Origin of the sequence: Amycolatopsis sp. MJM2582, from assembly GCF_000754115.1 — a bacterium.
GTDB classification, from domain to species: Bacteria; Actinomycetota; Actinomycetes; order Mycobacteriales; family Pseudonocardiaceae; genus Amycolatopsis; species Amycolatopsis japonica.
In genome coordinates, this window is the sequence record NZ_JPLW01000002.1 from 796212 (window position 1) to 822680 (window position 26469).

General features: G+C 69.2%; 27 protein-coding genes. 14 read left to right on the forward strand and 13 right to left on the reverse strand.

Annotated features, from left to right (window positions below; translation table 11 throughout):
- Window positions 1-226 precede the first annotated feature (226 nt).
- From ED92_RS13960 to ED92_RS13970, 3 genes are read right to left on the reverse strand one after another with little or no spacing between them, the layout of a single operon-like run.
- A complete protein-coding gene (locus ED92_RS13960; protein WP_052120540.1) occupies window positions 227-1321 on the reverse strand; it encodes an acyl carrier protein in 1095 nt (364 codons plus the stop codon).
- A complete protein-coding gene (locus ED92_RS13965; protein WP_037337803.1) occupies window positions 1318-2028 on the reverse strand; it encodes a thioesterase II family protein in 711 nt (236 codons plus the stop codon). The genes ED92_RS13960 and ED92_RS13965 overlap by 4 nt, the downstream gene beginning before the upstream one ends.
- On the reverse strand, window positions 2025-5168 hold the full coding sequence (locus ED92_RS13970) for an amino acid adenylation domain-containing protein (RefSeq protein ID WP_037337805.1): 3144 nt from the start codon (window positions 5166-5168) through the stop codon (window positions 2025-2027). The genes ED92_RS13965 and ED92_RS13970 overlap by 4 nt, the downstream gene beginning before the upstream one ends.
- 142 nt (window positions 5169-5310) lie before the next feature.
- On the opposite strand from ED92_RS13970, the gene proB reads away from it, so the two are divergent.
- The 7 genes from proB to ED92_RS14005 all read left to right on the forward strand — a co-directional run bounded on the left by proB (window position 5311) and on the right by ED92_RS14005 (window position 12920).
- The gene (proB, locus tag ED92_RS13975) at window positions 5311-6423 is read left to right on the forward strand and encodes a glutamate 5-kinase (protein ID WP_161791105.1); all 1113 of its coding nucleotides are present in this window, start codon (window positions 5311-5313) and stop codon (window positions 6421-6423) included.
- Entirely contained in the window at window positions 6414-7664 is a 1251-nt protein-coding gene (locus tag ED92_RS13980) for a glutamate-5-semialdehyde dehydrogenase (RefSeq protein ID WP_037337808.1), read from the forward strand. The genes proB and ED92_RS13980 overlap by 10 nt, the downstream gene beginning before the upstream one ends.
- A 13-nt stretch (window positions 7665-7677) precedes the next feature.
- Window positions 7678-8850, forward strand: coding sequence for a pyridoxal phosphate-dependent aminotransferase (locus ED92_RS13985; RefSeq protein ID WP_081975789.1), 1173 nt, complete (start codon window positions 7678-7680; stop codon window positions 8848-8850).
- A 73-nt stretch (window positions 8851-8923) separates the two neighbouring features.
- The gene (locus ED92_RS13990) at window positions 8924-10393 is read left to right on the forward strand and encodes an NAD(P)/FAD-dependent oxidoreductase (protein WP_037337812.1); all 1470 of its coding nucleotides are present in this window, start codon (window positions 8924-8926) and stop codon (window positions 10391-10393) included.
- Window positions 10390-11433: a hypothetical protein gene (locus tag ED92_RS13995; protein WP_037337815.1), complete on the forward strand. Its 1044-nt coding sequence runs from the start codon at window positions 10390-10392 to the stop codon at window positions 11431-11433. The genes ED92_RS13990 and ED92_RS13995 overlap by 4 nt, the downstream gene beginning before the upstream one ends.
- A 28-nt stretch (window positions 11434-11461) precedes the next feature.
- Window positions 11462-12067, forward strand: coding sequence for a TetR/AcrR family transcriptional regulator (locus ED92_RS14000; RefSeq protein ID WP_037337828.1), 606 nt, complete (start codon window positions 11462-11464; stop codon window positions 12065-12067).
- A gap of 124 nt (window positions 12068-12191) precedes the next feature.
- Window positions 12192-12920, forward strand: a complete 729-nt coding sequence (locus tag ED92_RS14005) for a VanZ family protein (RefSeq protein ID WP_037337834.1) — start codon at window positions 12192-12194, stop codon at window positions 12918-12920.
- Between the two features lie 10 nt (window positions 12921-12930).
- On the opposite strand, the gene ED92_RS14010 is transcribed toward ED92_RS14005, so the two are convergent.
- On the reverse strand, window positions 12931-13386 hold the full coding sequence (locus tag ED92_RS14010; protein WP_037339953.1) for a hypothetical protein: 456 nt from the start codon (window positions 13384-13386) through the stop codon (window positions 12931-12933).
- A gap of 87 nt (window positions 13387-13473) precedes the next feature.
- On the opposite strand from ED92_RS14010, the gene ED92_RS14015 reads away from it, so the two are divergent.
- Complete coding sequence (locus ED92_RS14015) at window positions 13474-14199, forward strand: TetR family transcriptional regulator (RefSeq protein ID WP_037337839.1); 726 nt, start codon at window positions 13474-13476, stop codon at window positions 14197-14199.
- Between the two features lie 98 nt (window positions 14200-14297).
- Here ED92_RS14015 and ED92_RS14020 read toward each other — a convergent pair whose 3' ends face one another.
- A complete protein-coding gene (locus tag ED92_RS14020) occupies window positions 14298-15380 on the reverse strand; it encodes an epoxide hydrolase family protein (RefSeq protein WP_037337845.1) in 1083 nt (360 codons plus the stop codon).
- A 94-nt stretch (window positions 15381-15474) separates the two neighbouring features.
- Here ED92_RS14020 and ED92_RS14025 point away from each other — a divergent pair, with 94 nt between their 5' ends.
- Window positions 15475-15939 (forward strand): MarR family winged helix-turn-helix transcriptional regulator, encoded by a 465-nt coding sequence (locus ED92_RS14025; RefSeq protein WP_037337847.1) that lies wholly within the window; start codon window positions 15475-15477, stop codon window positions 15937-15939.
- Here ED92_RS14025 and ED92_RS14030 read toward each other — a convergent pair.
- A complete protein-coding gene (locus ED92_RS14030) occupies window positions 15936-16811 on the reverse strand; it encodes a LysR substrate-binding domain-containing protein (protein WP_037337850.1) in 876 nt (291 codons plus the stop codon). The genes ED92_RS14025 and ED92_RS14030 overlap by 4 nt on opposite strands.
- A gap of 51 nt (window positions 16812-16862) precedes the next feature.
- Entirely contained in the window at window positions 16863-17618 is a 756-nt protein-coding gene (locus ED92_RS14035; protein ID WP_037337855.1) for an SDR family oxidoreductase, read from the reverse strand.
- Between the two features lie 151 nt (window positions 17619-17769).
- Between ED92_RS14035 and ED92_RS14040 the strand changes: the two genes are divergently transcribed.
- Window positions 17770-18990: a hypothetical protein gene (locus ED92_RS14040; protein ID WP_235213267.1), complete on the forward strand. Its 1221-nt coding sequence runs from the start codon at window positions 17770-17772 to the stop codon at window positions 18988-18990.
- A 160-nt stretch (window positions 18991-19150) separates the two neighbouring features.
- On the opposite strand, the gene ED92_RS14045 is transcribed toward ED92_RS14040, so the two are convergent.
- The gene (locus ED92_RS14045; protein ID WP_037337858.1) at window positions 19151-19663 is read right to left on the reverse strand and encodes a CGNR zinc finger domain-containing protein; all 513 of its coding nucleotides are present in this window, start codon (window positions 19661-19663) and stop codon (window positions 19151-19153) included.
- A 25-nt stretch (window positions 19664-19688) separates the two neighbouring features.
- Here ED92_RS14045 and ED92_RS14050 point away from each other — a divergent pair, with 25 nt between their 5' ends.
- A complete protein-coding gene (locus ED92_RS14050) occupies window positions 19689-19877 on the forward strand; it encodes a hypothetical protein (protein WP_037337860.1) in 189 nt (62 codons plus the stop codon).
- Window positions 19878-20078: 201 nt separating this feature from the next.
- On the opposite strand, the gene ED92_RS14055 is transcribed toward ED92_RS14050, so the two are convergent.
- Entirely contained in the window at window positions 20079-20504 is a 426-nt protein-coding gene (locus ED92_RS14055) for a nucleoside deaminase (RefSeq protein WP_037337862.1), read from the reverse strand.
- Between the two features lie 2 nt (window positions 20505-20506).
- The gene (locus tag ED92_RS14060; RefSeq protein ID WP_037337865.1) at window positions 20507-21370 is read right to left on the reverse strand and encodes a TIGR03619 family F420-dependent LLM class oxidoreductase; all 864 of its coding nucleotides are present in this window, start codon (window positions 21368-21370) and stop codon (window positions 20507-20509) included.
- A 92-nt stretch (window positions 21371-21462) separates the two neighbouring features.
- On the opposite strand from ED92_RS14060, the gene ED92_RS14065 reads away from it, so the two are divergent.
- Window positions 21463-21909, forward strand: coding sequence for an Lrp/AsnC family transcriptional regulator (locus tag ED92_RS14065; RefSeq protein WP_007034427.1), 447 nt, complete (start codon window positions 21463-21465; stop codon window positions 21907-21909).
- 25 nt (window positions 21910-21934) lie between these two features.
- On the opposite strand, the gene ED92_RS14070 is transcribed toward ED92_RS14065, so the two are convergent.
- Together ED92_RS14070 and rox are read right to left on the reverse strand one after the other, a co-directional pair.
- A complete protein-coding gene (locus ED92_RS14070) occupies window positions 21935-22315 on the reverse strand; it encodes a VOC family protein (RefSeq protein WP_037339956.1) in 381 nt (126 codons plus the stop codon).
- A 68-nt stretch (window positions 22316-22383) separates the two neighbouring features.
- Entirely contained in the window at window positions 22384-23811 is a 1428-nt protein-coding gene (rox, locus tag ED92_RS14075) for a rifampin monooxygenase (protein WP_037337872.1), read from the reverse strand.
- A 236-nt stretch (window positions 23812-24047) separates the two neighbouring features.
- Between rox and ED92_RS14080 the strand changes: the two genes are divergently transcribed.
- Both ED92_RS14080 and ED92_RS14085 read left to right on the forward strand, forming a co-directional pair.
- Window positions 24048-24722 carry a TetR/AcrR family transcriptional regulator gene (locus tag ED92_RS14080; RefSeq protein ID WP_037337874.1) on the forward strand — a complete coding sequence of 225 codons (675 nt, stop codon included), beginning with the start codon at window positions 24048-24050 and terminating at the stop codon, window positions 24720-24722.
- Window positions 24719-25852: an NAD(P)/FAD-dependent oxidoreductase gene (locus tag ED92_RS14085; protein ID WP_037337877.1), complete on the forward strand. Its 1134-nt coding sequence runs from the start codon at window positions 24719-24721 to the stop codon at window positions 25850-25852. Before ED92_RS14080 ends, ED92_RS14085 begins: the two co-directional genes overlap by 4 nt.
- Here ED92_RS14085 and ED92_RS14090 read toward each other — a convergent pair.
- Window positions 25843-26469, reverse strand: coding sequence for an ABATE domain-containing protein (locus ED92_RS14090; RefSeq protein ID WP_037337880.1), 627 nt, complete (start codon window positions 26467-26469; stop codon window positions 25843-25845). The genes ED92_RS14085 and ED92_RS14090 overlap by 10 nt on opposite strands.

Consider the following 26469-nt stretch of genomic DNA (forward strand, 5'->3'; position numbering starts at 1 on the left):
TGCCCGATTGATCCCGATATATCCGTTCTGTTCGGAGGTCGTGAGTGATAATGAGGGTTAGAACCACCAAAATCACTCACGACCTCCGAAAAAATCTCCCATATCGGGCGCGCAGGGCGCCTTATATGTCCTTTGTGGATAGCGAGAGGGAGCCTTCAATCCAGCCAACGAGCACACCAGGTTTGCCTTACCCAACAATAACCGTCCTGGCCACTCACGAGCACCCTCAACCAGCCATTCGCCGGGCGAAGGTCGCACACAGCGAGTCGATGTCCCGCAACGCTTCCGCAGTCAGATCCTCATCGCCGAGTACCACTCCCAGTCGACTCTCGGCCCGCTCGATGATCTCGACCAGCCCGAAGGAGTTGTAGTTCGGGAGCTCGCGCAGGCTGGTGGCGCCGCGGACGGTGGCGTCGTCGATTCGCAGCACCTCCTGGATCGCGGCGAGCACCGCCGCCCGTGCGGCGAGCCGGGCGGCGAGGGCGACGTCCTCGTGGAGCAGGCGGCCGAGGTCCGCCAGCACGGCCGCGGTCGGTGCGCCGTCAGGGGACCGGCGGGCGGCCACGAAACTTTTCGAGGCCAGCGTGAGCCAGGCTTGGACGTGCGCGTCGACCTCGGGGCTCGGCCGGTCGTGCCGGGCGAGCCAGGCGGCGTGCAGCAGGCGTGACCGGCCGAGCAACCAGATGTCGAGCACCAGATCTTCGCCGTGGTCCGCCGAAAGGTAGGCGTCGATCGCCGGGACGGCGTCGGCCATCGCCCGCGCGTTGGCGGTGAGCACGTCCGGCGGTTCGGCGACCGGCTCGGTGGTGAACCGCAGCGCGGTGGCCGAGGCCGGCAGGGCGTCCAGTTCGGCGGGGGAGAGCCGCCATACGCCGGGACGGCACGGACCCCACGGGGTCTCGTCGTGGTAGGCGTCGACGACGATGTCCGATGTGGACAGAAGAAACGTGTGCTCGGTGTGACGGCGGCCGGCGTACGGCGTCCATGCCAGGTCATAGGCGTCGGCGATCACGTACAGCGGATCGGCCCCGTCGGCGAGCTCACGCAACCGGGCGCCGTTGACGCCCTCCCATCGGCCCGCGACCCGCAGGCCCAGTTGCTCCTGTGCCGCGGCCAGCCGATAGGAGACCGACGCGGCTACCCGCGGTCCCGGTTCGAGGTCGAAGCGCAGCGGGGCGCCGAGGGCTAGGTGCGCGCCCTCCCCGCCGTGCCGGTCGGCCAGCACGGCGAGGTTGGCTTGCACGCAGTCCAGCGCGTCCGCGCGGACGGTCTCCAGCAACGGCGACCAGACCCGGTCGTACGTCTCGGCCGCGGCGGTCACGATTCCCTGCCGAGGAACACGTCGATCTCGTTGGTGAGCCGGTCCAGGTGCCGCGGCTCGAACACCTCGTAGTGACCGGCGTCCAATTCCGCCGTCCGCAGGTCCGGCGCGAGTTCCTCCCACCGCCGCAGCGCGGCTGCCCGGCCCGAGATACCGTCGTCGGCGTCCGCGCACATCAGCAGCAGCGCCCGGCCCGGGTATTCGCGTTCGGTGGCGTACTCGGCGAGCGCGCGCACCTGCGCCCGGAACGCGTGCTCCACGCGGGCGACGGTCTGTTCGTCCGGCCGGGGCCCGAGACCCGCCAGGATGAGCTTCCTGATCCGTTCGTCCTCGTCGGACGAGGCGTGCCGGGGCAGCGGCGAACTGTCCACGATCACCAGATCGGGCCGCTGCCCCCGGTCGGCCAGGCGCACGCACAGCTCCCAGCCCACGGTGCCGCCCAGCGACCAGCCGAAGACGAGGGCGGGGGAGCGGCCGTCGAGCGCCGCCAGCGCGGAGTCGGCCATCTCCGCGACGCTGTCCTCCGGCGTGTCCCCGGGTACCAGCCCGGCCGCCCGCACGGCGTAGACGCTGTAATGCTTGCCCAGGTGGGAAGCCAGCCGCAGATACGGGTTCAGGCCACCGCCCGCTCCGGGCAGCATCACGCACACCGGCCGGTCCTTGCGGCGCACCAGGGTGACCAGCCGTTCGCGTACCGGCGCGCTCATTGCCGCACCAGCGTCGCCAGGGTCGCGACGGTCGGCGAGCGGAAGAACTCGACCAACTGCACGGCCACTCCGTACCGCTCCTGCACCTGACCCACGACGGTGAAGATGTTCAGCGAGTGCGCGCCGTACTCCAGCACGGGGCGGTCCCGCTCGACCTGGGGAACGCCGAGCACCTCGGCCCAGATCGCGGCCAGCTCCCGCTCCAGGTCGTCGGCGTACTCCGCGGCGGGAGCGGGCGACTCCGCGCGCCGCGCGCTCACCTGCTCGGCCAGCGCCACCAGCGCCGCCCGGTCGGTCTTGCCGCTGCGGGAGGTCGGCACCGACTCGATGTCGACGATGTCCGCGGGTGCCATGTACGACGGCAGCCGTTCGGCGAGCACGGTCCGCACCCGCTCGTGGTCCGGTGTCACGCCCGGTTCGGGCAGGAGGAACAACAGCGGACGCCGATCGATCCCGTCGCCGCGCACCGCGGCCACCGCCTGACGGACGTCCGGCAGGCCGGCCGCCACGGCCTCCAGCTCACCGAGTTCGACCCGGTAGCCGCGGATCTTGACCTGCGTGTCGTTCCGGCCGAGGAAGATCAGGGCGCCGTGTTCGTCCCGCACCACGTGATCGCCGGTGCGATAGACGGTCTCGCCCGGCGTGAAGGTGCCGGGCTGGAACCGTTCGGCGGTGCGATCAGGATCGTTGACGTAGCCTGCCGCGGGGGCGTGGCCGCCGAGCAGCAGCTCACCCGGCACCCCCGCCGGCGCGAGATGGCCGGTGCCGTCGACGACGTACGCCGTCACGTTCGGCAGTGGGAGACCGATCGGCACATGGCGTGCCCACGCCGGGTCGGCCGCGGTCAGCCGCCAGGTGGTCGCGGCGTTGGTCTCGGTCGGACCGTAGTGATTGACCAGGGTGCACTGTGGATGGTCGTCGACGAACGCGCGGATCTCGTCGTCCGCCAGCAACTGCTCGCCGGACACGCACAGGAACCGCAATGCCGGGAGATGTTCCCTTCTGGCGCGCACGGACAACACGAACGGGCGCAGCGCCGCGACCGGGAGATAGAGGTGGGTCACCTCGGTGTCGGCGACCCGGCGCACCAGTTCGGGGAAGTCGCGCCGGTCGGCGGGTTCCCTGGACACCACGGTCCCGCCCGCCAGCAGCGTCGGCACGATCTCCTGGAACGACACGTCGAAACCGGCGGGCGCGTACTGCAGGAACCGGCTGTCCGCGGTCATGTCGAGCGCGGAGATCTGCCAGGCGGCGAGGTTCAGCAGCGGCCGGTGACCCATGAGCACGCCCTTGGGCAGGCCGGTCGAGCCGGAAGTGAACATGACGTACACGGGGGCGTCGGCCGTCGCGGCGCGTTCGGTGTCCACATCGGACTCGAAATCGGCGGCCGGTGCGACCTCGACCCCGTGCAGCGTGACCCCGGAGCCGATCACGACCCGGCAGCGGGACTGCCGCACCATGTACGACATCCGGTCGGCGGGCAGACTCGGTTCGAGCGGCAGGTAAGTGGCGCCACGCCGCAGAATCGCCAGGATCGACGTGACGGTCTCGGTGAGCGAGTCCAGCCGCAGCCCGACGACGTCCCCCGGGCCGACTCCCCGGCCCGCCAGCCCCGAGGCGATGCGCTCGGCGGTCAGGGAAAGTTCGGCATAGGTGAGCGTGCGGCCGGGTTCGGTGACCGCGACCGCTTCCGGGGTCCGGCCCGCGGTCTCGGTGAACCATTCGTACAGCGTCGGGGCCGGTACATGCGCCGGATACCCGTCGTGACGTCTGCTCGGGACGGCCGAGGCGTCGTCGAACAGTTCGGCCAGGGTCAGGGAGCCGTCGGTGACCGCGCGGGACAGGGCTGTCCGCAGCGATTTCAGCAGTCCGTCGGCCACCGCGGGCGGGATCAGCGCGCTGTCGTACTCGAGTTCGAGCAGCCAGCGGCCGTCCATCAAGGTGGCACCCAGCCAGAGGTCGAATTTCGCCGTGCCGTTGCCCGGCTCGTACGCGCCGACCACCGCGCCGGTCCCGGTCGCCGGATCGAACGTGTCCTGCATGGCGAGCATGCAGGAGAACAGGGGATTGCGGTCACTCGGCCGGTCCGGCTGCACCTGCGCCACCAGCTGGTTGAACGGAACGTCGACCGCGGCGCGGCAGTGGTCCACCGCCGCGCGGACGGTCTTGTCGAGATGCTCGTCGACCGTGCGGGTCCAGTCCACGTCGACGGTGACCGGCAGCGTGTTGACGAAGAAGCCGCACAGGTCGTACGACCCGATCGTCCGGCGCGCGGTGAACGGGCTGCCGATCAGCACCTGTGGTACCCCGCCGTGCCGCGCCAGCACCGTGCCGTACACGGCGGAGAGCAGCACGAACGGGCTGACCCCGAGACGTTTGCAGGTGGCCTGGAACCGCTCGGATTCCGCCGCTCCGAGCGTCCAGGAGATCCGCTGCCCGGCGAATTCGGTCTGATGTGGACGGTCGGGGCGCGGGTACAGCACGAGCGGCGGGACTTCACGCAGGCTTTCGGCCCACGCGGTCACCTGGTCGGCCGTCCGCGTCGAGCCCGCCGCCCGGTTCTGGGCCTTGAGTTCCTTGACCAGCGCGGCTTCCCGGCTCACCCGCATCGTGTCGACGTCGATCGGGCCGGCGAGGGCGCGGTCCAGGTCGCGCACGATGGGGCCCATGGACACCCCGTCGCCGACGAGATGGTGCCCGCAGATCAGGATCGCCGCGGCGCTGTCATCGTCCGCGCGTACGAAGCCGAACCGGTGCACCGGCCCGGTCTCCAGATCGAACGGCGCCCGGCCGATGTCGCGGCCGAGCGCGGCGAGGGTCGCGGCGTACTCGGCGGGCGGCACGGAGACCGACTCCAGGGGGAGCTCGTCGGCGGTGGGCGGGGGACGCAGCACGGCGTGCATCTCCGGATGCAGCCGGAAGACCTGGCGCAACGCCGGTTGGACGGTGACCAGGGCGACCAGCGCCCGGGTCACCGTTTCGGCCAGCGGGGCGACGCATTTGGCCGGATCGAGATCGAATTGGATGACCTGGTTGTAGATCTGCTTCGTCGGCACCAAGCTGTCCACCACCAGCAGTCCCTTCTGGGACTCGGTGAGCGGCAGGGTCGCCGTGTCGGCCAGCTGGAGTTCTGCTGTCATGCCGAGAGAGTCGCCGGATCCGATGTACCGGCGATGTTCCGGAGATGCAGCCGTGCTGTGCCGCGACACGCCACGGGGCGGTACACCGGCGGCGTATCGCGAACACATCGGTACTACATCGGCGGCGGTGAGCATCTTCCCCATGTCGACCAACAGCTTGCCCGTCACCGCGACACCTGCCGAAGACCTGGTGCCGCAGGAGGGCCGCGTGGTGCTCAAAATAGGCACGTCCTCGCTGATCACCGACGGCGGACTGGACCCGGTCAAGCTCGACAGGCTGTGCGAAACCGTCCACAGAGGACTGCTCGCGGGCCTGCGCCCGGTGCTGCTCGCTTCCGGGGCGATCGCGATCGGCCGTCACCTGCACCCCGCGCTGGCCGTGGACGATCCGGTGGCACTCCAGGTTTCCGCGGCGCTGGGCCAGTCACAGCTCTATTCGGCCATCCACGCCGCGTTCGCCGAACGCGGCGTGCAGACCGGTCAACTCCTGCTCACGCCCCCCGACCTCGTCGACGACGACCGGGGCGGCGGTGTCCGGCACACCCTGCACACGATGCTGGCGCTGGGCATGGTGCCGGTGGTCAACGAGAACGACGCGCTCGGCGTGCGCAACAACGACGTGCTCGCCGCGCTGCTCGGTGGTTGCCTCCAGGCCGAACTGCTGCTGTTGCTGACCAACGTGCCCGGGCTCTACGACAGCAATCCGAAACTGGCCCCGGGCGCCCGGCACATCCAGGAAGTACCCGTGCTCACGGCCGCGACCGAGCGGCAGGCGGGTGGCGCGATCGGCGACGGCGGCACCGGCGGCATGCTGACGAAACTCGGCGCCTGCTGGATCGCCACGTTCAGCGGGGTCCGCACCGTCATCGCGGAGAGCGCGGACCCCGACGTGCTGATCGCCGCGCACGGTGGCCGTCCCACCGGCACGGTGTTCCATCCGCGTGCGGTCACCGGCGCGACTCCCGGCATCGGAACGCTCTGGCGCGCGTTCCGGACCCCGCCGTCCGGGGCGCTTCACTGCACCCCGGACGGCAGGGAAGCCGTCCTCCGCGGGGAGCCCGTATGCCATCACCACGTCGCGGCGGTACACGGGGCCGCCGCGCCGGGCGACGTGGTCGACATCTGTGACCGGCAAGGACGGCCGCTCGCCCGCGGCCCGCTGAGCCGCGCGATCGAGCCCGGCGGCCCACCGACCGCGCCCGTCGTCGAAGGCGGCGACTACGTACAGATCATGGAGGATCTGCCATGTCAGTGACCGACGTCTGCCGCGCCGCGGCCGAGGCGTGGACCGAGCTCAAAGGGCTGACGACCGAACGGAAGAACGCGCTGCTGCTGGACATGGCCGGCGCGATCGAGGAGCACCGCGGCCGGATCATCGCGGCGAACGAGGCGGATGTCACCGCGGCCCGTGAGAACGGCGTCTCGGCGACGCTGGTCGACAGGCTGACCTTGACCGACCGGCGGATGGCCGGCCTGGTGTCGGCCATCCGGACCATCGCGGATCTGCCCGATCCGGTCGGTCAAGTGGTCGACGGCTGGACCAGGCCCAACGGCCTGCTCATCGAGCGCGTCCGCGAGCCGATCGGCGTGGTCGCGGTGATCTACGAGGCGCGTCCGAACGTCACCGCCGAGGTCGCCGCACTCTGCGTGAAGTCGGGCAACTGCGCGGTCCTGCGCGGTTCCTCGATGGCCATGGCGACGAACACGGCGGTCATGGCCGCGCTGGACAGCGCGATCGCCAGGCACGACGCGGTGCCCGCGGCCGCCGTCCAGCTGGTCACCGATCCGTCCCGCGACGCCGCCCAGGAACTGATGCGCGCCAAGGAGTTCGTCGATCTGCTGGTGCCGCGCGGGGGCCCGGAGCTCATCGCGTCCGTCGAACGTCACGCCACGGTGCCCACGGTGATCGACGGTGCGGGCAACTGCCACGTCTACATCGATCGTTCGGCCGATCCGGCGATGGCCACGGCGGTCGCGATCAACGCCAAGACCTCCCGGCCCAGCGTGTGCAACGCCATGGAAACCCTGCTGGTCCACGAAGAACTCGCCCAGGATTGGCTGCCCGGCGTACTCGACGAGCTGGCCGCCGCCGGCGTGGAGATCCGCGGTGACGCGACCGTCCGCGAGGTCTGGCCCAAGGCGGTGGCCGCGAGCGAAGAGGACTGGGGAACCGAATACCTCGATCTGGTGCTGGCCGTCCGGGTGGTGCCGGACTTGGGCGCGGCGATCGCGCATATCGACCGATGGGGCACGTCCAACGCCGAGGCGATCGTCGCGCGGGACATCGACGTGGCGCGCCGGTTCGCCCGTGAAGTGGATTCCGGCAGCGTGTTCGTCAACACCTCGACCCGCTACTCCGACGGCGGCGAGTTCGGCTACGGCGTCGAGATCGGCGTGTCCACCCAGAAACTGCATGTCCGCGGTCCGATCGGGCTGACCGCGCTGACCACCGTGAAGAACGTCGTCTGGGGTACCGGACAGACGAGGGTCGTGTAGGGGAGCGAGTCCATTGTCCAGTGTCCGAACCGAGTCGCCGATCCGCCCGTCGTCCCTTGTGGACAGTACGGCGCAGGCGCTGTCCATCAAGTACAACAACCTGGTCTACGAGCTGAGCGCGGCCGGGCGGGACATCATCACGCTCTCGCTCGGCGAGGCGTTCTTCGGCCTGCCGCTGCCCCGCTTCGACGATCTGGCCGCGCACGGCCTGCATCACTACTCGCATTCGCGGGGGCTGCCGGAGCTGAGGCAGCGACTCGCCGGGTACTGGGCCGATTTCGACGTCCCGGTCGACCCGGACACGGAGATCGTCGTCACCGCCGGTTCCAAGGTGGCGATCTACATGGTGCTGCTCGCGCTGCTGGAACCGGGGGACGAGGTGATCGTCCCGGAGCCGTTCTGGCTGAGCTACCCCGAACAGGTGCGGCTCTGCCGTGGCGTTCCGGTGATGGTGCCGCACGACGTGAGCGTGTTCGACCTCGCTCGTTACGTCACGCCGCGGACCAGGGCCATCGTGATCAACAACCCGAACAACCCGTCCGGCCGGGTGCACACGGACGCCGAGCTGGAGTTCGTGCACGATCTGGCGGACGCGCGGGGCCTGGTGGTGATCGCCGACGAGGCTTACCACGAGTTCGTGCCGCCGGAGACCCCGTTCCGGGCCTGCGGTTCGTTCGACCCTGAACTGCGGCACACCGTCACGATCAACTCGATGTCCAAGAACTACGGGGTTTCCGGCTGGCGGATCGGCTATCTCATCGCACACCGCACGCTGATCGATCAGGTGCTGAAGATCAACCAGCATCTGATCACCTGCGCGCCGACCATCCTGTCCTGGTACCTCGCCGAACACTTCGACGACATCCTGGCCGTCACCCGGCCACAGATCCGCCGGGTCGTGGACCTTCGCCGCGAGGTCGCCGGGCAGCTCGCCGACATCGGCATCGAGACCTTGCCGGGCTCGGCGACGTTCTACCTGTTCGCCTCGCTCGGCCGGTCCACTTTGGACTCCATGGAGTTCGCCACCCGCCTGCTGCGGGAAAGCTCCGTCAGCGTCGTCGCGGGCATCGCGTACGGCGAGTCGTGCGACCGGCACATCCGCGTCTCCGTGGGCACGGAGTCGCCGTACCGGGTGGCGAGGGGTATCGCCGCGATCCGGGACCTGATCGACGCGACCACTTCTTGACAGTTCCCGGCGTCGTTCATACATTCATACAGCCAATGTCAATCTGTATGAATGACGCCGGGAGTTGGTCCGCATGCGACTCGGCAAGACCGCCGTCGTCCTCGGTGGCAGCGCCGCCGGTCTCTGCACCGCGGGAGCGCTCGCTCCGTACTTCGACCAGGTGGTGGTGCTCGAACGCGACGAACTGCCCGCCGAGGCCGAACATCGGCGCGGGGTGCCGCAGAGCAAGCATCCGCATTTCCTGCTGAACTCGGGCCGCCGCGCGATCGGTGCGCTGTTCCCCGGCTTCGAGGACGATCTCATCGCGGCAGGCGGACTCCATCTGATGCCGTCCATGGACGCGGCGTATCTCGACGGAAAGGGCTGGTCGGCGCGGAAACGCAGCGCGATGACGATGATCTACGGCTCCCGGATCCTCATCGAACGCGTGCTGCGCGACAAGGTCCGGGAGCTGCCCAACGTCCTGATTCGCGACGGCGTCGCGGTGAGCGGCTTGACCACCCGGGACGGCGAAGTCACCGGGGTGACCCTCTCCAAGCGCGACGAGCGCATCGACGCCGACTTCGTGGTCGACGCGATGGGTCGCGGTTCCTCCGTCTCCGCCTGGCTGGTGGCGGCGGGCTGGCCCGAACCGGAAGTCAGGACCCTCGACGCCAAAGTCACCTACACCTCGCGCTGGTACGACCTGCCGTCTCCCGAGGAACGGCCGCCGTCCTGGTGGTGGCGGCATCTGGTGATCATGCCGACCCCCGACAAGGGCGCCCACCCGGACGAGCACGAGTTCCTGGTGAACTTCTTCCCGATCGAGGACAACCGGGTCATCGCGTGCATGGGCTCGTGGGGGCTCGAAATGCCGCGCACCACCGAGGCGTTCGTCGAGTCGGCCCGCCGCGTGCGGGCGCCGTTGTTCGCGGCCGCGATGGACCGGTCCACCCCGACCTCCGAGGTGCATCTGACCCGCTCGACCGGGAACAAATGGCGCCGCTACGACCGGCTTCGCACCCCGCCGCGGCGCCTGGCGTTCGTCGGCGACTCGATCTGCGCCTTCAATCCGTTCTACGCGCAGGGCATCAGCTCCGCCGCGGGTTCGGCGCTGCTGTTGCGCGAGCATCTCTCCCGCGCCGAGCGGCTGGGGCCCGAGTTCTCCGCACGGTTCCTGGCGGCACAACGAAAGCTGCTCAATGTGCCGTGGAGCCTGGCGATGGCGAGGGATCAGGGCTACGCCTGCGCGGTGGGCACCGAAAAGGCGCCGGAGTGGAGGCGACGGCTGCTCGAAGCCGTGTCCGGCCCGGCGTTCAGGCTCATCGTCGGTGCCGCCCGCGAAGACGACGTCGTCGACGAGCATTTCGCGAAGGTGTTCAACCTCGACGAATCGCTGCGCGACATGATGACGAACCCGCGGGTGATCGCGGGACTCCTGCGCTACCGGATCCGGGCCGCGCTGGGACGGCACCGGGTCCCGTTCGACTTCGACGCCCGGGCCGAACCGCCGGTCACGGACTACTCGCCGAAAGGCGCCGCGCAGCAGGCGGTCTCCGGGTGAGCGCCGTATGCGGGCCGGACGCGGAAGCCGTCACTCGTGGACTCGGCTTCGACTGCCATGACGTCTCCCCGTGGCTCTCGGTCCGCGCACCGTGGGCGGAGGCTCACTGGACGATGCCGCTGCTGGAACTGCTCGTCCTCGGTGGAGCCGTGTTCGCGCTGGTGCACGCCGTCCGGCGGCACCGCCAAGGTGACTCGACGAACCTGGCGCTCTGGTGCGCTTCGCTGGTCTACCTCTTCGTCATCGAACCGCCGCTGTACTTCCCCGAGTGGTTCGGCCTGGAGCGCCAGTACGGGTTCATCTTCGCCCACAACCGGTTCACCGTGCAGTTCATGTGGGATCGGCTGCCGCTCTACATCGTGGCGTTCTACCCGATGATCAGTCAGCTCGGCTACGAACTCGTCCGGTCGCTCGGGATCTTCCGCGCCCGCGGAGCCTTGATCGGGTCGGTGGCCGTTGCCTTCGCCTGCCAGGTCTTCTACGAGGTCTTCGACCATCTCGGCCCGCGGCTGAAATGGTGGGCCTGGAACGACGGCAACCGGATCGTCAACCATCCGGCGCTGGATTCGGTCCCCATGACCAGCATGCTGCTCTTCGCGTCCGTGTCGATGGGCGCCATGACGTATCTGGTGGTGCGGTTGGCCGGCGGAGCGCGGCGAGGGTGGTCGCTGGCGGCCCGCATCGGGCTGGCCGGGGTTCTCACCCCGCCGAGCATGGCGATCGCCGGGCTCCCGTCGAGCCTGCTCGACGGGAACGTGACCGCGCAGGCTTGGGTTCTCGCCGTCGAGCTGGGCCTGCTGTGGCTGGCCGGTATCTGGATCTTCGTCCGGTACAGCCGTCCCGACGAGCCTTTGGCGCCCTTCGCCCGGTTCTATCCCGCCGTCTATTTGGGCGGGATGGCCGTGTTCTGGATAGGCGGCGTCGTCGAAAACGGCACCTCGATCGGGAGTGGCTTGTACGCGCTGGCCTGCTTCGTGGCCGCCGGACTGATGCTGACCGCGCTGTACCGCGTGCGCCGTGTGGCACCTGCCACCGTCTGAGATTCCCTGTTCGGGGAAGATGAGCCGCATGGGGCACCACGGATGGCGGGGGAACCCGCCCGGAACCGAGCGCGAGGCGCGCCGCCGGATCGTCGAGGCGGCGACGGCGTGCATCGATCGGGTCGGTCTCGCCAAGACCAGCCTCTCGGACGTCGCCGCGGAAGCGGGCGTGACCCGGCAGACCGTCTATCGCTACTTCCCGAGCCTCGCGGACATCCTCAGCGCGGTCGCGCTGGACCGGGTCGAGGAGTTCGCCGGGCGGATGGAACGGCATCTGGCCACGTTCGCCGACCCCGTTGAGGTCGCCGTCGAATCGGTGGTGTTCGGCGTCCGCGCGGTCCCCGACGAGCCGTATCTGGGGCTGCTCCTGAAAGCGGGGGAAGCCGACGTCTTCACCGTCGCGGTCACTTCGGCGCAGTCGTTCGCGCTCGGCGCGCGGATCCTCCGGAACGTGCCGGTCGACTGGGCGGCGGCGGGCGTCACGACCGACGACGACTTCGAGGGGCTCGCCGAAATGCTGATGCGGCTGTTCCTGTCGTTCCTGCAGTTCCCGTCGACGCCGGCGCACACCGACGAGCGGCTGCGCGCCATGGTCCGCCGCTGGATCGGCCCCGCGCTGACCGCACGGCCGTGACAATCGAAGTCCGTGAACTATCAACGCGGATGGTAGTTATTCACCGACAATAGCCGGGGTTCTTGTCTGGCCTTCACGATGCTGCCACCCTCGCCGAAGACGATCATCGGCGAAAGGGGAGTGCATGGGATGGTGGTGGCAGGCGTTCTCGGCCGCCGCACCGTGGTCGCTGCTCGTCGCCGCGGCCGGTGCGGGCGTCGCCGAATTCATCGCACGCCTAGGCGGAAAACGGCGCGGCCCGTTCGTGATCGCACTGGACTTCGCTTTGCTGGCAGCGCTTTCGGCGGTACTTCTGATCGTCTTCGTGCCCGCACCGACGGCGGCGCGTGGTTCGTCGGTGAGTCTTCACCTGCTGGCGGACGTCCTGCCCGTCTTCAGCGATCGTCCGCAACTCGCCTTGTTCCAGTTGGTGGGCAACGTCTTCCTGCTGATGCCGCTCGCGATCCTGGTGCCGGTGCGCTTCGGCTGGGCGAAGCCCGTGTCACGGATCGTTCTGTCGGCTTTTCTGGTGTCCGTGTCGATCGAATGCCTTCAGGTCTGGCAGGACGCCGGCCGCGTGGGCTCGCTGGACGACGTCCTGTGCAACACGGCGGGGGCCGCGCTCGCAGCCTGGTGTGCGAGCCGGTGGCGCGGCCGGACGACGACGGCGGGCAACGTCCGCGTATGGCATCGGTCGGGGATCGAGGTCCGGCGTTCCGGTGTGGTGCACGCGCGCCGCGGCCAGCGGCTGATCGGCCGCGTGACCTTGAGCGACCTGCCGCCGCTGGCCGAAGGCGCGACCCTCGAGATCACCCTGTCCGAATCGGACGGTGGAGCACTTCTCGTTTCCGCGCAGGCGTCGGTGGCGGCGTGAACAGCGGGCGCTACCGCGGCCGGACGGCGGCGAGGACCGCGTCCAGGCTGGGAAGCCAGCGCTGCCGAGGGTCCGGCGCCGAGAGCCATTCGGCGTGGGCCTCGGCGCGCCCGGAGTCGGTGGGCAAGGGGAGCAGCGTGCCCCAGGCGAGTACTTCGACGTGCTGCGGGAGGGAGATCCGCGGGGGAATCAAGCCGTCGGTCTCCGCGAGGATGGCCACGCGCGGGCCTTGCTGGGTCAGCACCGCCAAGGCGGGACCTCCGCAGCCGGTGTCGGCGAGCCGGGAGAGAACCTGGGCGCCGTTGATCTTGGGAAGCGTGACCGCGCAGATCCCGCCTTCCAGCACCAGGAACGGCTGCGGGCCCCGCCATTTCAGCGACCAGCCGAAGAGGCGGCCGTAGAAGGCGTCGCCGCGGGGGCGGATCGAGCGTGACTCGACCGGAAGCACTTGGTGGTCCAGCGACATCATCGGCGCCTTCCGATCGGGGGAGTGGGTCTCGGCACAGCCTAACGGCACTCAGTGCCACTAGCAAGTGGCTGCTACCGTCCCGCTATGACCGATTCGCCGCGCCGAGCGCCGGTGACCCGAGCCGGCGCCACCCCCGCGGGGAGGCGCAAACTGCGTCGTGCGCTCGCCGCGGCGGCCGTGGACCTGTTCGTGGCCAAGGGCTACGAGGCCACCACGGTGGACGAGATCGCGGCCGCCGCGGGAGTGGGCCGCCGGACGTTCTTCCGGTACTTCGACGCGAAGGACGACGTGCTCTTCGCCAACCACGACGAGATCGTGGCCGAGATGGAGGAGACGTTCGCCGCCGCGGACCCGGATCGCGATCCGGTGGAGGTGGCCTGCGAGGCCGTCGGTCTGGTTCTCGACTCCTACGCCGCCGAACTCGACGTGTCGCTCAAACGGTTCACCCTGACCCGGACGGTTCCGTCCCTGCGGGACAAGGAGGTCGCGACCGTCGACCGCTATCAGCGCGTGCTCGCCCGCTACCTGCGGGCGCGGTTCGCCGAGCAGGGTGACGAGACGGCGAGCCTGAGGGCGGCGGTGGCCGCCGCGGCGATCGCGGCGGCCAACAACCATGTGCTGCGGCGTTGGCTGCGCAGTGGCGGGCAGGACGACATCACCGCCAGTGCGGCGGAGGCCTTCGCGCTGGTGATCGACGCGTTCAGGGGAGAGGAGCCCGCGGCCGAAACGACGGTGGTGGCGGTGATGACCACGGCGGCGCCGCTGCACGCCGTCATCGCGAAGGTCAACGCCGCCTTGAACGAGTCGTAGGTCTTATCTGGCACTCAGTGCCATCGATAGAGGTACACCTGAAGGTTTCCTCTAAGTGTATAACGACCTATACCGTTGGGCGGCGTTGAAAACCCCAGCTATTCGGCAAAGCCGAAGAAAAAATCTTTGATGTCGGCGGCCAGCAGATCCGGAACCTCCATGGCCGCGAAGTGGCCGCCACGGTCGAATTCCGACCAGTGCCTGATGTCGAACAACCGCTCGGCGAGTGGACGAACCGAGCGTGTGATGTCATACGGGAGCACGGCGACGCCGAGCGGTACGCGGCAGGGGAGAGCCACCTTTCCGGCGTCGTGGTGCAGGCGTGCGGACGAAGCCGCGGTGGCGGTCAGCCAGTACAGCGAGATGTCGGTGAGCATGCGGTCGTCGTCGACCGGTGTGCGCGGGTCCGTCCATTGCGCGAAACGCTCGGCGATCCAAGCCAGCTGGCCGACCGGCGAGTCGGTCAACGCGTAGCCGATGGTCTGCGGGGTGGCGACCTGCAGGGCCTGATACGGCGGCCGATTCGCCATGAGCTGCTTGACCTTGTCGAGGCGTGCTTCGTCCTCTTCGGACAGTTCGATGCCGGCTTCGGGATCCGGTCGGGTCGGCAGGTAGTTCACGTGCACGCCGACGACGTGCTCCGGTGCCACCGCGCCGAGCGCTGTCGAGATACCTGAGCCGAAGTCGCCGCCTTGGGCGCCGTAGCGCTCGTAGCCGAGGCGGCGCATCAACTCGGCCCAGGCCCGGGCGATGCGCTCGACGCTCCAGTCGCGTTCCCGGGTCGGCCCCGAGAAGCCGTAACCCGGAATCGAGGGGATCACCAGGTGGAAATCGCGCGCCAGCGGCTCGATCATGCCCAGGAACTCGAGGAACGATCCGGGCCATCCGTGGGTGAGGACCAGTGCGAGGGCGTCCGGGTTCTCCGATCGGACGTGTACGAAGTGGACGTTCTGGCCTTCGATCTCGGTGGTGAAGTGCGGCAGCTTGTTGAGTTCGGCTTCGTGGGCGCGCCAGTCGTAGCCGGTTCGCCAGTATTCGGCGAGTTCTCTGAGCCGGGGGAGCGGGAATCCGTAGTCCGAGCCCGCGTCGGCGACCTCGTTGGGCCAGCGGGTGCGGGCGAGCCGGTCGGCCAGGTCGTCGAGGTCGGCTTGGGGGATGTCGATGCGGAAGGGCTTGATCACGGCGGATCTCCTCGTTTCGTTGGGGCGCTAAACGTTTGGTGACCCAACAATACCGCAATCGTTCGGTCGCCCAACGATTCGTTATGCTCGTCACATGGACGACCCCTCGGAGCCGCGTGGCGGCTGGCGAAAACTGCCCAGCTGGCTGCTCACCCAGACCGCGAACCATGCGCATCGCCTGGTGACCGACGGGTTCTCCGCGGCCGACGCCCGCGGCTACCACTACCGCGTGCTGGCGACGCTGGACGAGTTCGGGCCTGCCAGCCAGGCGACGCTGGGCAGGCGGAGCGGCATCCACGTGAGCGAGATGGTCGCGACGATCAACGAGCTGGCCGAGCGCGAACTGGTCGAGCGTGCCCCGGATCCGGCTGATCGGCGGCGCAACGTCGTCTCGCTGACCACGGCGGGCAAGCGGCAACTGCGACGGCTGGAGAAACAGCTGGCCGAACGCCAGGAAGAACTGCTGGCACCGCTTTCGTCCGACGAGCGGAAGCGGTTCACCGAGCTGCTGTCGAAGCTGCTGGATCACCACGACCGGCGGAGCGGTGAGGCCGGCTAGAACCCCTGAGCGGAAGCCAAAAAAGCCTGACGGGCGTCAGAAGTGCTGTGCTGGGGCCAAAGGGCCTGCAGTGGTACGTGGACGGCCGGAAGCAACTCCCGGACGAGGACGGCGCCGCCCGCCGCCGGGCCTGGTGGCGCGGTCACGAAGGCGACCGCGTCGCTGTCGAGGACGGCGGTGACCGGTGGTGTCCCTTGGATGGGGTTGCGGCGGACGCGTGGTTCGAACCCCGCGTCGCGGCAGAGGTTGACGAGCAGGTCGGTGTAGCCGGACCGGCCGGGATGGCCCCAGACGGTGATCTCTTCGCCGTCGAGGTCGCTCAGCCCGAGATTCTCGCGGTCGGCGAGGCGGTGACCGGCGGCGACGGCGACGTTGAGCCGCTGCCGGATCAGCGTGGTCCCGACCAGGCCGTGCGCGAGGGTCAGCGCGCGGCCGAGGCCGAGGTCCAGTTGTCCGCCGAGCAGCTGCGCGACCAGTTCGTCGGGATAGCGCTGGTTGACGTCGATGACGAGGTCGGGGTCGGGCTGGTGTTTGCGCAGCAGGGCGGTGACCTCGTCGCCGGTGACGGCGGGGGTGTGGCCGACGCGGAGTCGTTCCGGCTCGCTCCGGCCGATACGGCGGGCGCGCTGGACGGCGGAGTCGGCGATACCGTGCAGCAGGTGGGCGTCGGCGATCAGTGCCTGGCCGGCGGGGAGCACGGTGACCCCGGTGGCGCTTCGCTCGAGCAGGGGGACGCCGATTTCCCGCTCGAGCGTGCGCACCGAGGTCGACAGCGCCTGCTGGCTCAGGTGCAGCCGGGTCGCCGCGCGGGTGAAGCTGCCTTCTTCGGCGACGGCGATGAGGTGGTTCAGCTTGTATAGGTCCAGGCCCACCCCGGTGTTCCCCTTCGTTTCCGGTCCACGGCGTCTTGGCCAGGGTAAGGGTCAGCGCGTGGTGTAGCCGCCGTTCGGGAACATCGTCTGGCCGGTGAACCAGCCGCCGTCGGTGGCGAGGAAGCGGATGATCGGCACGATGTCCTCGATCTTCGTCAGTCGTCCGCCCTTGGCCTGGGACTTGTGGAATTCGACCCGCTCGGGGGTTTCCTGCGGGTAGAAGAACGGGGTGTCCATCGGGCCGGGGGCGACGACGTTGACCGAGATGCCGCGGTCGGCGAACTCCTTGGCGGCGGCCCTGGTGAAGTGTTCCAGCGGGGCTTTGCCGCCGGCGTAGGTGGAGTAGCCGTCGGTGAAGGCCGCGAGCAGTGAGGTGCCGAGGCTGATGATCTTGCCGTTGTCGGCGAGGCGCCGTCCGGCTTCCTGGATGAAGAAGTAGGCGGCTTTCGCGTTGACCGCGAACATGCGGTCGTAGTCCTCTTCGGTGGTTTCGAGGATCGGTTTGCGCAGGACCATGCCGGTGGTGTTGACCGCGATGTCGGCGCCGCCGAAGGTGTCGACGGCGGTGTCGAAGAGGCGGCGGACGTCGGCGACCTTGGTGAGGTCGCCTTGGACGGCGACGGCTTCGGAGCCGGAACCGCGGACGGCCTCGACGGTCTTGTCGGCGTCGGCCGCGGAGGCGTCGCCGTGGTAGTGGACGACGACCTTGGCGCCGGCTTCGCCGAGGGTGGTGGACAGGAGTCCGCCGAGGTTCTTCGCGCCGCCGGCGATGATCGCCACTGTTCCGTTCAGGTTCTGTTCGCTCATGACTTCGAACGTAGGAGCCGGGGGCGGGGGCTGGGAAACACAAGATCGAGGTGGGGTCACAAGCGGGGTTTGTGGGCTTTCCCACCTGCGTGGAGCCGGGAATCTTCGTGATCGAACGGCGAGCTGACTTCACATTGTGGACACTCTGATCGTGCTCCGAGAAGTCGACGACCTTGATCAGCCCGCTGCCCCCGAGGAGGCGTCCCGGCAGGGGCGTCCGGCGCGTGTGTTCGAGAGAGTCCTCGACAGACTGGCGCGGTCGCCTTATCCGAGGGCGATCCTGCTGTATCTCGTGATCCGCACGGCGAGTGTCCAGTTGCTCGACCTGCTGGCCGCCCGGCGCGGTGCGACGTTGACCGATCGGCTGACGGCGTGGGACGGGCAGTGGTATCTGCGGCTGGCGGTGCACGGGTACGCGGATCTGCCGGGGACGCTGGACGCGGCGCGGCAGCCGTATCCGGACGCGCCGATGGCGTTCTTCCCGTTGTATCCGAAGCTCGTCGGTGCGGTCATGTGGCTCGGTGCCGATGTCGTGACGGCGGCGCTGACGGTGTCGGTGCTGGCGGGGCTGGTGCTGGCGTGCGGGTTGATCCGGATCGGGCGGGCGGTGTCGCCGGATCGGGGTGACCGGACCGGGTTGCTGCTGGTGGCGTTGTGGGCCGGTGCGCCGATGGCGATCGTGTTCTCGATGGCTTACACGGAGGCGGTGTTCTGCGCGCTCGCCGTATGGGCGCTGGTGGGGGTGCTGGAACGGCGTTGGTTGCTGGCCGGCTTCTGTGCTTTCGGGGCCGGGTTGTCGAGGTCGACGGCGGTGGTGCTGGTCGCGGTGGTGGTCGCGGCGGCGTTGATCGAGGTCTTCCGGCGTGGCGAGAAGCGCTGGTGGGCGCTCGCGGGTGCGGTGATCGCTCCAATGGGGGTGGCGGGGTATCTGGGGTTCGTCGCGTACCGGACGGGGAGTTGGACCGGTTGGCAGGACATCGAGTTGCGGGGTTGGAACACCGAGTTCGACTTCGGTGCGGAGACCGCGGCTTCGGTGCTGGCGCGGTTGACCGGTGACGAGTCGGTGTTCAGCACGCTGACGGTGTTGCTGCTGCTGGGCGCGGTGGCGTTGGTGCTGGTGGCGGCGTTCATCCGGGTGCCGTGGCCGTTGACGCTCTACGGTGCCGGGGTGTTGTTGCTGGCGATCGGCACGCGGGGGCTGCCGGACGCGAAGATCCGGTTCATCCTGCCCGCTTTCCCGGTGCTGGTGCCGATCGCGATCGGGTTGTCGAAGCGGCGGACGGTGACGGCGGTGGCGGCCGCGGTGGCATGGGTGGTGCTGGGTGCGTGGTTCTCGGCGCACGCGCTGACTGCGTGGCGGTACGCGATCTAGGGCGTGTTTCACGAGTCTGTTCGATGGGCTTCGTGATCCAGGTGGTTCCTGGCGGTGCGGGCGGATCGGCCTCGTACCGGGTTGTACTCGGCCGCATCCGCCCGTGCCGTCAGGGGCCGCCTGGGCGCGAAGACCGCGAACTTGGCTCGTGAAACACGCCCTAGCTCGCCTGCCGGGTGCGGTGGTCGGCTACGTGGACCCTGGTGGCGCAGCGGGTCGAGCAGAACCGTCGGCGGCCGTTGCGGGAGACGTCGACGTAGACGGTGTCGCAGCCTTCGCGTGAGCAGACGCCGAAGCGGTCCGGGGCGTCGCAGACGAGGTGTGCGAGTCCGCCGGCGGTGTAGGCCCGGACCCGGGGTGCGGTGCCGGCCTGTGCGTCGACGTAGTGCAGGTGGGGTGCTTTGCCGTCGTGGGTGGAGATGTAGGGCTTGGACGCGGAGTCGTGGAGCAGGGCGTTGACCAGGTCGACGCGGGTGTCGGGGTCGGCTTCGAAGACTCGTCGGAGTCTCTTGGTCCAGGCGACGATTTCGGTCGCTTCGTGGTCCTGTACGGCGGAGACGGTCATGCGGTCTTTGAAGATCGCGGTGAGCGTGGCCGGGTCGGCGGCGTCGCCCAGGTTGACCAGCTCGGCGGCGATCTGCGCGGCCGCCCCGCCGTAAGGGTTGAAGTGCATTGACTCATTACAGCACGATCGGGGTATGGAAGCGAACAAGTGCCCGCGGTGCGGCTGGCCGCTGGCCGAACTGCCTGGAAGCGCGACGACGTCCCAGCGGGTCTCCCAGGGGAGGCTGGAGTACGTCCGGTGTCTGTGCGGGAGCTGGCTCGCGCGGGTGGACGGTGTGGTGATCGGTGCGACGAGGTCGCAGCTGGGGTCGGCTCGGCTTTGACGGTGACCACTCACGAGACGCGCCGCTGCAGCGCGTGAAGGCCCCCTTCCCTCGGCTCAGCCGAGGGAAGGGGGCCTTCACGCGAATCTGCTAGGGCTGGTGGTGCCACTGTGGCTGCGGTGGCGATCGTGTAGTCCGTGAAGGCCTCCTTGCCTACCTTCAGGGTAGGGAAGGAGGCCTTCACGGACCTGCGGCCCGCCTCTAGGTGTAGTAGCCCTCGACCGGGACGCGGGCCTCGTCGTACAACGCCGGACCCTCCAGCCGAACCGGCGGCGCCGTGGCCGGCGGTTTGAGCGCGGTGACCTGTTCGCCGGAAAGGGCGAACACGACGCGGCCCAGGCCGGAGCGTTCGATGGCGCCCTGGCACATCCCGCACGGCTGGCAGCTGGTGTACATCGTGGTCGCCGCGGCGACGGCGGGTTCGAGTTCGCGCGCGGCCCACACGGCGAGTTTCAGTTCCGGGTGCAGGCTGATGTCCGATTGCGACACCGTGGTGTTGTGGTCCTCGGCCAGTACCGTCCCGTCGGGGCCGACGAGCAGCGAGCCGAAGGGTGGATCGCCGTCGGCGCGGGACTTCGCGGCCAGCTCGATGGCGCGGCGGAGGAACTTCTCGTCTTCGTCGGTCATGATCAGTCCTGTTCGGTTCGGTATCGGCCCAGTTCCCAGTGGGCGGCGACGGTCGCCAAAGCCTGCCACGCGGATTCCGGCCGCAGGGTCTCTTCGGGATCGCCGGAGAACGGGTCGAGTACGACCGTCTCGGCGCCGAGGTGGCGAAGCCGGTCGAGGTCGTCGATGATCTGCTCGATCGTGCCTTCCCCAGCCGCGCGATCGGGTGTGGTGACCGGGTGTTCGGTGACGTTCAGCAGGATCCGCGGCGCGAACGCGGGGACCGGCCGGTCGTGCGCGTCGGCGATGGCCTTGACCCTGGTGAGCGCTTCGGTGAGCCAGGGGAGGGTGGCCCGCAGCGGATGCCAGGCGTCCCCGATCCGGACGGCGCGGCGGATGCCGGCGTCACTGTTGCCGCCGACCCAGATCGGGATCTCGCCGGCGCGGTAGTCGGCGTCGTCGGCCCAGGCCTTCCGGACGGCGTCGAGGTGATCGTCGGTCAGCCGTCCCCGTTTCTCGAACGGGACGTCGAGTGCCTCGAACTCCTGGCGTGCCCAGCCGGACGCGACGCCGAGCACGAGCCGTCCGCCGCTGAGCTGGTTCAGATTCGCGGCCATGCGGGCGATCAGCAGTGGATGCCGGTACGGGACGATGAGCACGGTGGTGCCCAGCCGGATCCGGGTTGTCACGCCGGCGAGCCACGACAGCGTCGTGAACGGTTCGTAGAACGGCGCCGGGTACTGCTCGGCGACGTCGGGGGTGATGGCGACGTGGTCGGACACCATGAGCAGGTCGTAGCCGAGGCCTTCGACCGTGGTGGCCCAGCCGCGGAGGATCCCGGGGTCGGTCCCCGGGCCGAAGTTCGGGACGTTGACACCTATTCGCACAGGTCAAGGCTATCGGCGAGGCGGAAACCCGGGAAGGGATCTTTCCCGGCGTATGGCGGCTTCCGCCGTGGATCTGCCGGTATTCTCCCCGGATGGCCGAGACTCTCGACGCGACGGACTGGGCGATCCTGGTGGAGCTTCAGAAGGACGGACGCCTCCCGCTCACCGAACTGGGGAAGCGGGTCAGTTTGAGCGCGTCGGCGACGACGGAACGGGTCAAGCGGCTGGAGTCGGCCGGGGTGATCACCGGCTATCGCGCCGAGGTCGACCTGGAGAAGGCCGGGTACGTGGTGCTGGCGGTGGTGCGGTTGAAGTATCCGGGCAGCAAGCACGCGCCGTTGCACAAGCTCCTGGCCGAGCGCACGGAGATCCTCGAATGCCTCCGCACGACCGGCGATGACTGCTATTCGCTGAAGATCGCGGCCCCGTCGATGGGGCGGCTGGAGGAGATCGTCAACGAGCTCGCGCTGTTCGGGAGCACGAACACCAACATCGTCTACAACCAGACATTGCCCTATCGCGGGCCGCAGGGCCCGTGACCGTATCGGCCACGGGCCCCTGGGCTCACGCGGTCTCCCAGAGCCCCATGACGTTGCCTTCCGTGTCCTTGAAGTACGCGGAGAAACCCATGTCGCCGACCGCGGTCCGGCCGACGAGCGTCGAGCCGCCCTGCTTCTCGATGATCGCGAGCGTGTCTTCGACGCTGTCGACGTCGAGCACGATCACTGGGCCCGACGCGGGGCTGAACTCCTTCGCCAGCATGCCGCCGTTGATGTAGCCCGGCTCCGAAGGCATGCCGGTCTCGGCGGTCGGCCCCGAAGCGACCATCGTGTAGTCCATCCCGGGCATCGTGTCGGCCTTCCAGCCGAAGACCTCCCGGTAGAAGCCGCGTGCGCGTTCGCCGTCCTCGAACGGAATCTCGAAATGCACGACCCGTCCGGCCATGGTCATCAACTCCTGTCGTGGCGTCGGATTCGGAACGCCACCAGCCAATAACCGCCGGACCGGGCGCGCTAGAGGACTTCGCCCTCTCCGAACCACCGGCGCAACGCCTCGGCCAGCTCGTCCTGGTCTTCGCCCACCCAGGCCACGTGTCCGTCCGGGCGCAGCAGTGCCGCCGGTACCTCGAGTTCCTCGCTGGTGTCGACGACGTGGTCGACCCGATCCGCCCAGCCCCGCACCGAGAGCGAGCCGGTCTGGTCGAGCAGCAGGCCGCGGCCGCCGCGGGTCAGGCCGTAGAGATGGCCTTGTTTGAGTTCCAGGTCGCGCATGCGGCGGCCGAGCAGTTCGTGTCCCTCGCCGAAGTCGTAGCGGATCGCGGTCGCGGTGATCTTCTCGGTCAGGTACCGGCTGACGTCCTCGAAGTCCATCAGTTCCGCCAGCAGCCGCCGGACCGCCTGCGAACCCGGATCGAGCGACATCAGCTGCATCTGCGCGCGGGTGTTGTCCAAGACCGCGGCGGCAACGGGATGCCGTTCGGTGTGGTAGGTGTCCAGCAGGTCGTCCGGCGCCCAGCCGTTGACCGCGCCCGCGAGTTTCCAGCCGAGGTTGAAGGCGTCCTGCACGCCGAGGTTCAGCCCCTGCCCGCCGACCGGCGGGTGGATGTGCGCCGCGTCGCCCGCCAGGAACGCGCGTCCCGCCCGGTAGCGCTCGGCCAGCCGCGTCGCGTCGCCGAAGCGGGAGAGCCAGCGCGGCGAGTGCACGCCGAAGTCGCTTCCGGCCACCGCTTTGAGCTGTCGTTTGATCTCGTCGAAGGTCGGCGGGATCCGCGGGTCCTCGGCGAGGCCTTCGGCGGGTACGCCGACGCGGTACACCCTGTCGCCGATGGGGGAGAGGCCGAACCGCAGCTGGGTCTTGCGGACCTCGGTCATCACGGCGAGCACCGTCTCCCAGTCCTCGGTCAGTTCCATCTCGCCCAGCAGTGTCTCCGCGGTGGCGGGCTCGCCGGGGAAGTCGATCCCGAGGAGCTTGCGCACCGTGCTACGGCCGCCGTCGCAACCGACGAGGTAGCGCGAACGCAGCCTCGTCCCGTCGGCCAGCTCGACGTCCACGCCGTCCTCGTCCTGTGCCAGGCCGACCACTTCGCAGCCGCGCCGGATGTCGACGCCGACCTCCGCGGCGTGCTCGATGAGCAGGCGGTCGGTCACGGTCTGGGGAATGCCGAGGATGTAGGCGTGCGCGCTGTCCAGCACCGGCGCCGGCTTGATGATGCCCGCGAAGGAGCCGCCGACCGGGTACTTCTTGCCGTGTTCGAGGAAGCGCTCCAGCAGACCGCGCTGGTCCATCACCTCGATACTGCGCGCGTGCAGGCCCATCGAACGGACGACCTTGGACTGTTCCAGATCCTTTTCCAGGACGACGACCCGCACGCCGTGCAGCCGCAGTTCGGCGCCCAGCATCATGCCGGTCGGTCCGCCGCCGGCGATGATCACGTCGATCAAAAGTTCCCCCGATTGTCGAGCTCGTGTGGTCCGGCGGGGGATTCTGCGGCATGACCGGGGTCTTGCCGCAAGCCCCCAGGTGCGTTATACGTTAGAAGTGGCAGGGAGAGTCGATCTCTCTGCCGTCGTCGTTTTCAGTCCGCAGTGGACGGACAAACCCCCGTTAGAGGCAGCAGCACACCGCTGTGACCTGTGACGAACTTGTTCGTAACGAACATGTTCGTTACAGTGGTGGCATGGCACCTGCGAAGAGCCGCCGGGAACGACCGGCCAAACCCGCGCTGACCCGCGACGGCATCGTCGCCGCCGCGGTCGCGATCCTGCGCGAGGAAGGTCTGCGGAAGGTCACGATGCGACGGCTGGCGCAGGAACTCGACACCGGCGCGGCCTCGCTCTACGTCTACGTCCGCAACACCGCGGAACTGCACGCGGCGATCCTGGACGAACTCCTCGGCACCATCACCGCGCCGCCGGCCGAAGGCTCCTGGCGCGACCGGCTCGAACGGCTGCTCACGGCCTACACCACGACGCTGCTGGAGTACCCCGGTCTCGCCCTGTCCGCGCTGGTGGCCCGCCCGAGTGGCGAGAACTACCTCGGCCTGGTCGAGAACCTGCTCGCCCTGCTCGCCGAGGGCGACGTGCCCGCCGAGCGGCGCGCCTGGGGGATCGACATCCTCCTGCAGCACGCGACATCGACCGCGGCCGAGCACGCCGAGCAGGACTCGCCGGACGACTGGGACGCACTGATCCGCGCCGTGCGGGACGCCGACGAGACGACCCACCCCCAGATCGCCGCCCACGCGGCCGACCTGCTCACCGGACGGCCCGAGCAGCGGATGTCGTGGGGACTGCGGGTGCTGATCACCGGAATCACGCACACCGGCCTGCCGCCGGAAAGGAACCCGACATGACCACACACCACCCCATCGCGATCATCGGCGCCGGCCTCGGCGGACTCACCCTGGCCCGCGTCCTGCACGTCAACGGCATCGAAGCCGCGGTCTTCGACCTAGACGCGTCGCCGTCCGCCCGCACGCAGGGCGGCATGCTCGACATCCACGAGGATTCCGGACAGGCCGCGCTGCGGGCCGCCGGGCTCCACGACGAGTTCCGTGCGCTCGTGCACACCGGCGGCGAGGCCATGCGCATCCTCGACCGGCACGCGGTCGTGCACCTCGACGAGACCGACGACGGAGACGGCGGCCGCCCCGAAGTCGCCCGAGGCGACCTCCGCGACCTGCTGCTCGGCTCCCTGCCCGACGGCACCGTGCGCTGGAACGCCAAAAGCACCGGCGCACGCCCGCTCGGCGACGGCAGGCACGAGGTGACCCTGGCCGACGGCACGTCGTTCACGACGGACCTGCTGATCGGTGCCGACGGCGCGTGGTCCAAGGTTCGCCGCCTGCTCTCCGACGCCGAACCGGCCTACGAAGGCATCTCCTTCGTCGACATCCACCTTCACGACGCCAAGGAACGCCACCCCGCGAGTGCCGCGCTCGCCGGCGACGGCATGTTCTTCGCACTCGTTGCGGGCAAAGGACTTCTGGGGCATCACGACAGCACCGGCAGCCTCCACGTCTACATCGCGCTCAAGATCGCCGAGGACTGGATCTCCACCATCGATTTCCGCGACACCGTTGCCGCGAAGGCCGCCGTGCTGGACCACTTCGACGGCTGGGACCCCGCTCTGCGCGCGCTGATCGCCGACGCCGACGGCGAACTGGTCCCTCGGCTGATCCACGCGCTGCCCATCGGTCACCGCTGGGATCGGGTACCCGGCGTCACCCTTCTCGGGGACGCCGCCCACCTGATGTCGCCATTCGCCGGCGAGGGGGCCAACCTCGCGATGCTCGACGGTGCCGAACTCGGCCTCGCTCTCGTCGCGCATCCCGGCGACGTCGAAGCCGCACTGAAGGCCTATGAGACGGAATTGTTCCCGCGTAGTGAGGCGTCGGCGGCGGAGTCTGCCGAAAGCCTCGTCCTGTGCTTCGCCGAAGACTCCCCGAAGCCGTTGCTGGAGCGCTTCGCGTCCTACCGCTGAGCCGACGCCGCCGGTTGCGAGCGCCTGGCGTAGGCGCGGGCGGCACGGGCCCGGTCGCCGCAGCGCACGGAACACCACTGGCGCCGTCCGTTGCGCAGGAAGAACCGCGTGCACGGCGGGGAACCGCAGGCCGCGATCCGCTCCGCGTCCGGCCCGGTCAGCAGATCCGCGGCGTTGGCGGCGAGGGTCGCCAACGCGTGCTCGACGATCTGGGTGATCGGATGCGACGCGGTGCGGTATAGCCCCCGGGCCGGGTCCCAGCGCAGGAGTTCGGCGGTGGGTGCCTTGCTCAGCGCCTCGTTGACGGCGTTGAGCGCGCTCTGCGGAACCGGATCCGAACAGGCGCGCGACGCGAGAAGGATCCGAACCTGCTCACGCAACGAGCGGACCAGGCCGGCGCACAGCTCCTGAAGACCGGCGTCGACCGGGGCGAGGCCCCGTTCGGCGAGCCAGTCCGTCGCGGCGGCCGGAGTGCCGAGCAAATCGGTGAACTGTCCGCCGGGCAGCGCGATCGTGGTGTTGGCGAGCGCCAGCGCGACGTACTGCTCGGCGCCCGGGGCAGGAGGAAGGGCAGCGGTGTCGTCCACGTTCTCATGGTAGGCGCTGACTTCATCCAT

What these genes read in the sequence shown, in the direction of transcription:
- ED92_RS13965 (WP_037337803.1), bottom strand. Translation starts at nt 2,028, where the DNA reads ATGAGCGCGCCGGTACGCGAACGGCTGGTCACCCTGGTGCGCCGCAAG.
- ED92_RS13970 (WP_037337805.1), bottom strand. Translation starts at nt 5,168, where the DNA reads ATGACAGCAGAACTCCAGCTGGCCGACACGGCGACCCTGCCGCTCACC.
- proB (WP_161791105.1), top strand. Translation starts at nt 5,311, where the DNA reads ATGTCGACCAACAGCTTGCCCGTCACCGCGACACCTGCCGAAGACCTG.
- ED92_RS13980 (WP_037337808.1), top strand. Translation starts at nt 6,414, where the DNA reads ATGTCAGTGACCGACGTCTGCCGCGCCGCGGCCGAGGCGTGGACCGAG.
- ED92_RS13990 (WP_037337812.1), top strand. Translation starts at nt 8,924, where the DNA reads ATGCGACTCGGCAAGACCGCCGTCGTCCTCGGTGGCAGCGCCGCCGGT.
- ED92_RS14000 (WP_037337828.1), top strand. Translation starts at nt 11,462, where the DNA reads ATGGGGCACCACGGATGGCGGGGGAACCCGCCCGGAACCGAGCGCGAG.
- ED92_RS14005 (WP_037337834.1), top strand. Translation starts at nt 12,192, where the DNA reads ATGGGATGGTGGTGGCAGGCGTTCTCGGCCGCCGCACCGTGGTCGCTG.
- ED92_RS14010 (WP_037339953.1), bottom strand. Translation starts at nt 13,386, where the DNA reads ATGTCGCTGGACCACCAAGTGCTTCCGGTCGAGTCACGCTCGATCCGC.
- ED92_RS14015 (WP_037337839.1), top strand. Translation starts at nt 13,474, where the DNA reads ATGACCGATTCGCCGCGCCGAGCGCCGGTGACCCGAGCCGGCGCCACC.
- ED92_RS14025 (WP_037337847.1), top strand. Translation starts at nt 15,475, where the DNA reads ATGGACGACCCCTCGGAGCCGCGTGGCGGCTGGCGAAAACTGCCCAGC.
- ED92_RS14035 (WP_037337855.1), bottom strand. Translation starts at nt 17,618, where the DNA reads ATGAGCGAACAGAACCTGAACGGAACAGTGGCGATCATCGCCGGCGGC.
- ED92_RS14045 (WP_037337858.1), bottom strand. Translation starts at nt 19,663, where the DNA reads ATGCACTTCAACCCTTACGGCGGGGCGGCCGCGCAGATCGCCGCCGAG.
- ED92_RS14050 (WP_037337860.1), top strand. Translation starts at nt 19,689, where the DNA reads ATGGAAGCGAACAAGTGCCCGCGGTGCGGCTGGCCGCTGGCCGAACTG.
- ED92_RS14055 (WP_037337862.1), bottom strand. Translation starts at nt 20,504, where the DNA reads ATGACCGACGAAGACGAGAAGTTCCTCCGCCGCGCCATCGAGCTGGCC.
- ED92_RS14065 (WP_007034427.1), top strand. Translation starts at nt 21,463, where the DNA reads ATGGCCGAGACTCTCGACGCGACGGACTGGGCGATCCTGGTGGAGCTT.
- ED92_RS14070 (WP_037339956.1), bottom strand. Translation starts at nt 22,315, where the DNA reads ATGGCCGGACGGGTCGTGCATTTCGAGATTCCGTTCGAGGACGGCGAA.
- ED92_RS14080 (WP_037337874.1), top strand. Translation starts at nt 24,048, where the DNA reads ATGGCACCTGCGAAGAGCCGCCGGGAACGACCGGCCAAACCCGCGCTG.
- ED92_RS14085 (WP_037337877.1), top strand. Translation starts at nt 24,719, where the DNA reads ATGACCACACACCACCCCATCGCGATCATCGGCGCCGGCCTCGGCGGA.
- ED92_RS14090 (WP_037337880.1), bottom strand. Translation starts at nt 26,469, where the DNA reads ATGGATGAAGTCAGCGCCTACCATGAGAACGTGGACGACACCGCTGCC.